Origin of the sequence: Paracandidimonas lactea (genome assembly GCF_021653995.1) — a bacterium.
Classification (GTDB): Bacteria; Pseudomonadota; Gammaproteobacteria; order Burkholderiales; family Burkholderiaceae_B; genus Allopusillimonas; species Allopusillimonas lactea.
The window spans coordinates 1-7430 of record NZ_JAJJOZ010000019.1 but is presented as its reverse complement, the minus strand read 5'-3'; the positions used below and the strand labels follow the sequence as shown (position 1 = coordinate 7430).

At 50.4% G+C, this 7430-nt stretch carries 8 protein-coding genes; 2 read left to right on the top strand and 6 right to left on the bottom strand.

Translation table 11 applies throughout. From position 1 onward, the window contains the following. Positions 1-413 (top strand): transposase (locus LOL23_RS18815; RefSeq protein ID WP_237174128.1); only part of this gene is annotated, 413 nt, incomplete at its 5' end. A 204-nt stretch (positions 414-617) separates the two neighbouring features. Here LOL23_RS18815 and LOL23_RS18810 read toward each other — a convergent pair. The 6 genes from LOL23_RS18810 to LOL23_RS18785 form a co-directional block, all read right to left on the bottom strand. Then, complete coding sequence (locus tag LOL23_RS18810) at positions 618-1163, bottom strand: hypothetical protein (RefSeq protein WP_160977870.1); 546 nt, start codon at positions 1161-1163, stop codon at positions 618-620. 292 nt (positions 1164-1455) lie between these two features. Next, positions 1456-1755 carry an addiction module antidote protein gene (locus LOL23_RS18805; protein WP_237174127.1) on the bottom strand — a complete coding sequence of 100 codons (300 nt, stop codon included), beginning with the start codon at positions 1753-1755 and terminating at the stop codon, positions 1456-1458. Then, positions 1727-2047 (bottom strand): type II toxin-antitoxin system RelE/ParE family toxin, encoded by a 321-nt coding sequence (locus LOL23_RS18800; RefSeq protein ID WP_237174126.1) that lies wholly within the window; start codon positions 2045-2047, stop codon positions 1727-1729. Before LOL23_RS18800 ends, LOL23_RS18805 begins: the two co-directional genes overlap by 29 nt. 155 nt (positions 2048-2202) lie before the next feature. After that, positions 2203-2829 (bottom strand): tyrosine-type recombinase/integrase, encoded by a 627-nt coding sequence (locus tag LOL23_RS18795; protein ID WP_237174125.1) that lies wholly within the window; start codon positions 2827-2829, stop codon positions 2203-2205. Between the two features lie 248 nt (positions 2830-3077). Beyond that, the gene (locus LOL23_RS18790) at positions 3078-4811 is read right to left on the bottom strand and encodes an ATP-binding protein (RefSeq protein ID WP_237174124.1); all 1734 of its coding nucleotides are present in this window, start codon (positions 4809-4811) and stop codon (positions 3078-3080) included. A 9-nt stretch (positions 4812-4820) separates the two neighbouring features. Continuing rightward, positions 4821-5828, bottom strand: a complete 1008-nt coding sequence (locus LOL23_RS18785; protein ID WP_237174123.1) for an SIR2 family protein — start codon at positions 5826-5828, stop codon at positions 4821-4823. A gap of 592 nt (positions 5829-6420) precedes the next feature. Here LOL23_RS18785 and LOL23_RS18780 point away from each other — a divergent pair. Beyond that, complete coding sequence (locus LOL23_RS18780; RefSeq protein ID WP_237174122.1) at positions 6421-7122, top strand: GIY-YIG nuclease family protein; 702 nt, start codon at positions 6421-6423, stop codon at positions 7120-7122. Positions 7123-7430: the final 308 nt, after the last annotated feature.

Below are 7430 nucleotides of genomic sequence, written 5' to 3'. Positions count from 1 at the left end.
TCGACAACTTGCAGCACCGGCTGAGGAACCTGTTTTACTTTAACCCAACAGCCTCCGCGATTTCCGGTTCGATTCAATCCAGCCAATCTGATTGCACTACCTGCCCGCAGAAAGGCCAATGCTGTCCAAACACTCCAACGCGTAAAATCGCTCGTAGCATTCATGAAGCTGAGCGGAATGTGGCGCGGGCCATTGCCGCAACACCTGAGTACCAGCAATCACGCTGCGACCGAAAGAAGGTTGAGATGCTATTTGCTCACCTCAAACGCATCTTGAAGCTGGATCGCTTGCGACTACGGGGACTCTCCGGGGCACAAGATGAGTTCTTGCTGGCGGCGACTGCGCAAAATTTACGACGAATGGCCAAGTGGCTCATGCCATGCGTTCAAAAGGCACAAGAAATACCCGTCTGAGGGTAACGAAGGGACGGAATTCCTGAGGCAATCGCGTCGCGCCGAAAAACCAACCATCCCAAAGCAACTTGAGCAGTCCAATTTCTCAGCGTTCAAACCGAGTTTTTCAACACAATAGACCCAAAGCAGTCGTTGAGCTTTGAGGAAAAGGTCTAACGCCTGAATTAAGCCGCGCCGCGAAGCGGCGTCGGCTTGAATGAATTGTTAGGCACCGTGCGGGATGACCCTGGCCTGGCGAACCTCATAAACGAACTCTGGTGCATTGATGTACTGCATGGCGTTGTCCCATAGTGGGTTGGTGCGGTCGAGAAGATTGTCCGCGAGAGCTATTATCTCCGCTGGGGCGTCGTCCCTGAAGTAGCCACTATTGCCCTTGTTCTTGTCGTAGCTGATACCTTTGATCTCGAACTTTAGCGGTGCAACCCGGCTGGTCTTTTGCTGCTCTATGTCCGTGTGCGCGGTTTCCCAGGTAATCGCGCGAGCCATCAAGTAGTAGGCGAGCTCGTCAAACCTGCCATTGACGGTGTACTCCGATCGTGGCGGGTACTTGGGTTGGATCTTTCTTTTGAACAGGCCGCCGACAACAAACCGGAAGTGCATGTTGTCGGGTGACATCTCGTAACGACGGCAATCGACTACATCAACCCAGTGGCCCTTTGCTTGTGCGAGATACTTCTTAACAAGGAGAACGGCAAACGCCTCTTCGGTGCTTGCGTACTCACGGTATCGTTTGAGCAGTCTTTCATCCATATATCAGGTGCCTGAAAAGCTTGGTCACGGTGCCTAACTTTGTTTTAGGGCGACAGTTCTTCCGCATAACATCGGAATACCGGATAACATTGCCGGCAAGTTATTGGTCAAAAAAGCAAACTACGCACAATGTAAAATTATATGATAGGGAAAGCAGTAGCCGACTGCATATTAGGATGATCCGATTCATGTAGCACCTCGTCCGAAAGCCTACCGCGACGCCCGAATGGCCGCTATCCGGATCGGATGACGGCAGCAGGCCGCTTCTGGCCGAATACCGACACAGCGGGCTTCAGCCATGCGTGGTCAGAGGCTCTACGGTCAGCTTAAAACCCATGGCGTGGATGACCTTGAACAGCGTATCGGAGCTGGGCGCACGCTCTCCCGAGAGACTCTTGTAAAGACTTTCCCGAGACAGTCCGGTGTCGCGGGCCAGTTGAGTCATACCCCGCGCCCGGGCGATATCGCCTAACGCTGCCGCCAACAGTGCAGGATCACCATCTTCTATTGCGACCTGAAGGTAGGCGGCAATATCTGCCTCGTCATTGAGGTAGTTGGATACATCAAATGGACGGGTCTTGATCTTGCTCATTTTGTAACTCCTGAGCCAAAGCCTTGGCTCGTTCAATATCTTTCTTCTGGCTGGATTTGTTGCCTCCACCAAGCATCAAAATTACTGTACTTCCGTGCAAGAGGAAATACATTCGCCACCCAGGACCGAAGACTTCGCGCATTTCCCAAACGTTATCCCCGACAGACTTATGGTCTCCAAGGTTGCCAAGCGACGCCTTTCTTAGACGAAGCTGTAGCCGCGCACGTGTTGTACGATCTTTTAAGCTACCGAGCCACTGTATAAATTGCTCTGTTTCAATGATGCTGTACATATATATATTGTAGCCTTACGGCTACGTTGCGCAATAGTTATTTTGCACCCACACTACAGGAGACGGGGCGAGCCAGACCTATACTACTTTAGTCGCACAGATATTCTGGCCGAACAGCAGCCAGAGACGGCTCCTATCCGGCAATTGGTAAAAAGTTACACCTCTGTCTGCTCTGCCATCTCCAGCGCATCATCAACTTCGATCCCAAGGTATCGAACTGTACTTTCAAGTTTCGTGTGTCCAAGAAGTAATTGAACAGCTCTCAAGTTTTTGGTACGTCGATAGATTAACGACGCCTTCGTTCTTCGCATTGTGTGCGTACCGTATGAGGTGGGGTCTAGTCCGATAGCGATCACCCAGCTATCAACGATGCGAGCGTACTGCCGGGTCGATAGGTGCGAGGACGAGCGTAATCTGCTTTTGAAAATAAAATCATCGGACCGCAATTGTTTAACGCGTATCCATACTGATAACGCATCACGTGTTTGCTCTGTAATTTCAAACTGCACAGGACGTTGGGTTTTTTGCTGCATAATGATCGCACGAGCTGCTATGTGTTCACCGTGTGCGATGTCGCGGACTCGTAGTTTCACCAAATCACAAGCCCGCAGCTTGCTGTCAATTGCCAGGTTGAAAAGCGCAAGATTACGGATATCATTTGAAAGCTGTAATCGCACGCGAATAGCCCAGATATCCTTGAGCTTTAGTGGTGCTTTTTGCCCAACGAGTTTGCCTTTGTTCCAGGGTTCGCGCGTTAAAGCTGCAACGGCATTCGGATTCATGATGAACTCCTTTTTGTAGGAAAGGAGTTTCAGTTTGCCGCAACCGCTCTATGCCGTCGGCGTACAGATGCCGAAATGAGATCGGACTCTGTTCGACCCAAAGCTGCCTTTTGGAACGGCCCTAGATTAGGTCGGTAATACTCATGCGCCGATCCCAGCGCCATCGAAGTAAGAATCAATTGTTATGCGGGATTTGCCATTTCCTGTTGTACGTGAGAATCAGATCACGCTTGTCACTCACCCAGAATTTACTGGATGTTTTGCTTACGCCAGTTATCCACTGCAATCGAAAGACGCTTGCCTTTGACTGGCTTTTGCCATTCATCCCAGAAATTGACCGTGCCGCTATTCGGTTTGTTTGCGGGCTCCTCGATCCTGATTCTGCTTGGCAGCAAGCTCGCATCGCCAACAACCAAGGCCTCGCCTGTATCAAGGGTCGGCAGGATGTCGCTGAATCCACCTAGGCTATCGGGAAGAAGTCTCTTGATAACGCCCTGATCCTCGGCGTTGGTCAGTCGCATGGACACGAAGTTGCTGCATTGGCTGAGCATCGTCTTATTCACCTCGGACGGACGCTGGCTTATGACGACAAGGCTGACACCATACTTACGGCCTTCCTTGGCGATGCGCTCGAAAATATCTAGGGAGATATCGTCGGCTGATTCCGCCATGTTTCGTTGGGGCATGTAGAGGTGCGCTTCATCGCAGAGCAGAGCAACAGGATGGCGCAGCTCGGATGGCGTCCACTGTTGGACAGAGAATGTGACGCGCGCGACAAGGGAAACGATCAGCGGGAGAACGTCTGATGGAACTTCGGAAAAGTTGATGATCTTGATACCAGCTTTGCCATTTTCTCCAGAGCTTCCGAGGACGGCAGTGGTGAACTTTTCAAGCCAGGTAAAATCCAGAACGTCTCCACCACCATTGAACATAAAGCCAAGGCGCCTATCGGAGATTTTATTCTCAAGCCGTGAAATCATCCGGGCGAGCTTTCCAAAAAAATCACCCTGCTTTTCTTTACCGGGCGATGCCCCCGGAACCATCTCCACGTTGATCTCGTTCAGCCTGCCCATCAGAATATCCAGATCGAATGGAACCGGGCTATCCACGGTGAAGTGCTTCAAAATTTCCTTCTGATCGCCATCCTCCAGATACTTTCTTTTGGCCTGGTTGATCTCGCGAGACATGATCATGGCTTGGTTGGGCGCATTCTGGTCGCTACGGTCAACAAACATTGCCACGAGTGCTTCATACGAAAGCAGCCAGTAAGGCAGGTAAAGCACACCGTCATCAATGGTGCGTTTAGCCTCAACATCTGCGGGGCCGGCCACCTTAAAGTGCTGAATGCCTTGGCCTACCAATGGCGAGTATTCTCCGTGAAGATCAAAAACAATGGCGTTAGCCGTAGAGAGCCCTGCCATCTGCTCAATGATTCTAGCTGTTGTCCAGGATTTACCTGACCCAGTGCTGCCGCCAATGAAGGCGTGGCGCTGGAAAAACTTGTTACCATTGAGATAGGCAACCGCATGTTCGTCCAGTGTGTACTTGCCCAGCGTCAGGGCATTGCCATCGGCTGAGACACTGGAGAGCGTACGCATAAAGTTGGTAAGGTTGTCGCCCTCTAGCGAAAAGCAATTTGCGTCGATTTCTGGAACGCTTTCCAGAGTGCGGCGAAAGACATTTTCTCTTTTTCCGTCACGATCCAGCATCGTGCCAATCAGGGCGATTTTGCACAGGTTCAGTTCTGAGGTCTGCTCGCTGACTCCATCATTGGCAATGTCCTCGATGCTACGCTTGCGGGTCACTTGGGTGATGAGGCCGACGAGATGCTGTCCAGGCCTGCTGCTTTGGAGTACGGCCAGGTGGTTGACTTGCAATTTTTTGAGTTGGGCGACATTTTCCACGTCTACGATAACAATTGTCGTGTCAACGGAAGCAACCTTTCCAAGCGCGTCTTCATCCCTAAAATTAAATATCGGCATCTCTTCTTCCTACATGATGAGTGACAAGTAACCATCAAGACTCCAGATATTTCTTTCAACGGTCACTGGAGTCTTATCCCAAGAGGAGTAGACGATAGACTGATCGTCTGTTTCTCCGCGCTCAATTGCCAGGTAATTCTGCGCCTTGCCGTCAGTAATTAGCTTCTTGGCCGCTTCTGAAAGCGCATAGGTAATAATCGTGACCGGGCTATTCTGCCGCTGACATCTCGCCATGAGTTTCGGCTGAATGTGCTCATCATTGAAACCGTAGCCAATGCACAGGTAGGAGTTCGCCGCAGTAATAGCTTGGTCAGCATTGTTAATGATTGAGCGGTATGGTTCTAAATGCGTCGTTTGGTATTTTTGAGTGCCAGGAGTCACGATTTCCGGCTTGTAATTGACAGGTATCCCTTGAATATTTGGAATTGCCACAATGTCTTCGAGTGGGGATTTAAACCAATCCAGCGACCCGTGAACCTTCCAGATATTGACTCTGCGGGCAGAAGTTATCTCATCCGGCCCGGCTAGTTGCCGGAAAAAACCGTGCGTGAAGCCCGTGTAATGGTGAATCCGCTCCTGATCACATGCATATTCTGCAAGCCTGTCGTAATTCGTAGTAATGATGTTTAATCTTGTGAGGCTGCTTTTGAACATGTGGCGCAGCAGTCGGCCCAGCGGGAACATCCCCTGGTTCTGGAGGCTTTCGTTGAAAATCTGAATGTCTTCAGCATTGATGAGAGACCAGGTTGATTTGATAATTCTGAAAGTTAGCTCGGCTGTCACAGCCACTTGGTGCAGCGCCGACTCCAGAGCAACGCCTGCATCTAAGACTCGGCAGAATTTTCCCCAAGCTTCTATCTCGCCAGCGGATAATTCTGAAATATCGGTATTTGCGACTAGGTGTTTCGCAAGCGCCCACATGCCAGACATGCCATGGGCAGCCGATGCACCGCTGCCCAGGATGATGAGGGGAGCTTGGTTGTAATAATCCTGCGCTTGTTTTTCAAAATTCAGCATTCAAAATTCAGCCCTGGCAAAATTCTATCCTTGATGTTATGGCGATCTTCGCGTTGACGCGTTTCTCTAGCGCAAGGATGGCTTTCGGTGGCTCTGGTGCCAGCGAGTTGGCGACGGCCACGCTGTTCTGCTTTTCTTGCATACCTCAACCGGATGATCTTTCAACTTGCTCAGGGGTGGTCTGAAAACCTATGAACTCTAGTCTAGTTATGAATTTGGAACGACTTCAGCCCAGTAGAGGTCTCACGTCTCGCTAAGATTGAAAAATACCCTCACAAATAGGTATGGTTTAACACATTTCGAGAGAAGTTGAGCGATCGTGCTACTTCTGAGGTCGTCGTAGTGCTCCAAATCTCTGCAATAGCGTGCAGACTCGCCTTTGTTGTGAATGTTTGCTCATGAACGGTTGTAACTCAGCACGGTCGATTGAATTCGGACGTCGCCTTCTACGAGCGTCGCAATCTGATACAGATAATGATAAGGTACCTTACAAAATACCTGTCTGCGTGCACTGCATGCAGACGGCAAGTCCAATGAGCGAAGGTCGTTAGAAAACTGCTTCGCTTTTGAGTGAGTATTAACTTCCCTATTTATGAAACCACTGCCAATCAACTTCGAGCCAAACGCATCATTTTGTTATCGCTTTGCTCGGTACCATTTGCTTCCGGAAATTGCGACTGAGCCCGAAGCAGCCTCTGGTGATCCGTTTAAGCTGAATCCTGTTATCAACCGAGTTATTAGCCGGTATCTAACTGATGAGCAACTAGCTATGGCTTATCCGGCGCGGGATACCGCAGGTAAAACGAACATGATCGGATCCGCCCTTCGGTTTTTTGTCTCACTGCGAGCAAAGCGTGGCTCTGAGTCGCCATTTGTCTGGCTTGGTCGTTCCGGCACGTATCGACTCAAGTCCGATAGCGAAATGACGCTGGACCAAGCCGAAGATGAGGACAATGCCATTGAAGAGCAGGAAGATCTCGAGTTCGATGGCTGGGTTTACGCTTTCACATTTCCCGTGATCCAGAAGGAGGACCAGCCTTTCCCGATTAAAGTCGGACTAACGACGGCAGCGGACGTAGAAAGTCGGGTTTTCGGTCAATGTCGAGGGTCTGGCTTCTTTGAAAGACCCTTGATCCTGGGGCGCTGGCAAGTAAGCCGTGTTGCCCAGGTGGAGGATGCTGTACACGCAGTTCTAAAGGCCCGCGGACGATGGAAGGAAGATGCACCGGGTGACGAGTGGTTCATAACGACCATCACGGAAATTCAATCCATCATCGATTTCATTAGGGGTTAGCTCTAGCTATTTAGGCACCTCTGAAAATCATTGCTAGATGCCACACTCGGCACAGGACCCATAAAGGAAATTCGCACTTCGGGAAAGCGGACGTTCAACGGTTGAAGTAACAGGTGTGCTTTAGCGTGTCCGGCTTTACTGAGATGTTAGGTGCCGCCGCCTGCGATTATGTAAGGCTTGGGAGTAAGCTTGCCGTCAGCGACATCCTGCGCGAACTGCTTCGCAATCTGTATTGAATCGAACCGGGTTTTGAGGAGGCTTCAATTCTTGAGAGAATGGAGTCATGAGCAAGAACAACAAGTTTTCCC

Excerpts from the sequence above, each read along its gene's own strand:
- LOL23_RS18810 (WP_160977870.1), bottom strand. The coding sequence starts at position 1,163 with ATGGATGAAAGACTGCTCAAACGATACCGTGAGTACGCAAGCACCGAA.
- LOL23_RS18805 (WP_237174127.1), bottom strand. The coding sequence starts at position 1,755 with ATGAGCAAGATCAAGACCCGTCCATTTGATGTATCCAACTACCTCAAT.
- LOL23_RS18800 (WP_237174126.1), bottom strand. The coding sequence starts at position 2,047 with ATGTACAGCATCATTGAAACAGAGCAATTTATACAGTGGCTCGGTAGC.
- LOL23_RS18795 (WP_237174125.1), bottom strand. The coding sequence starts at position 2,829 with ATGAATCCGAATGCCGTTGCAGCTTTAACGCGCGAACCCTGGAACAAA.
- LOL23_RS18790 (WP_237174124.1), bottom strand. The coding sequence starts at position 4,811 with ATGCCGATATTTAATTTTAGGGATGAAGACGCGCTTGGAAAGGTTGCT.
- LOL23_RS18785 (WP_237174123.1), bottom strand. The coding sequence starts at position 5,828 with ATGCTGAATTTTGAAAAACAAGCGCAGGATTATTACAACCAAGCTCCC.
- LOL23_RS18780 (WP_237174122.1), top strand. The coding sequence starts at position 6,421 with ATGAAACCACTGCCAATCAACTTCGAGCCAAACGCATCATTTTGTTAT.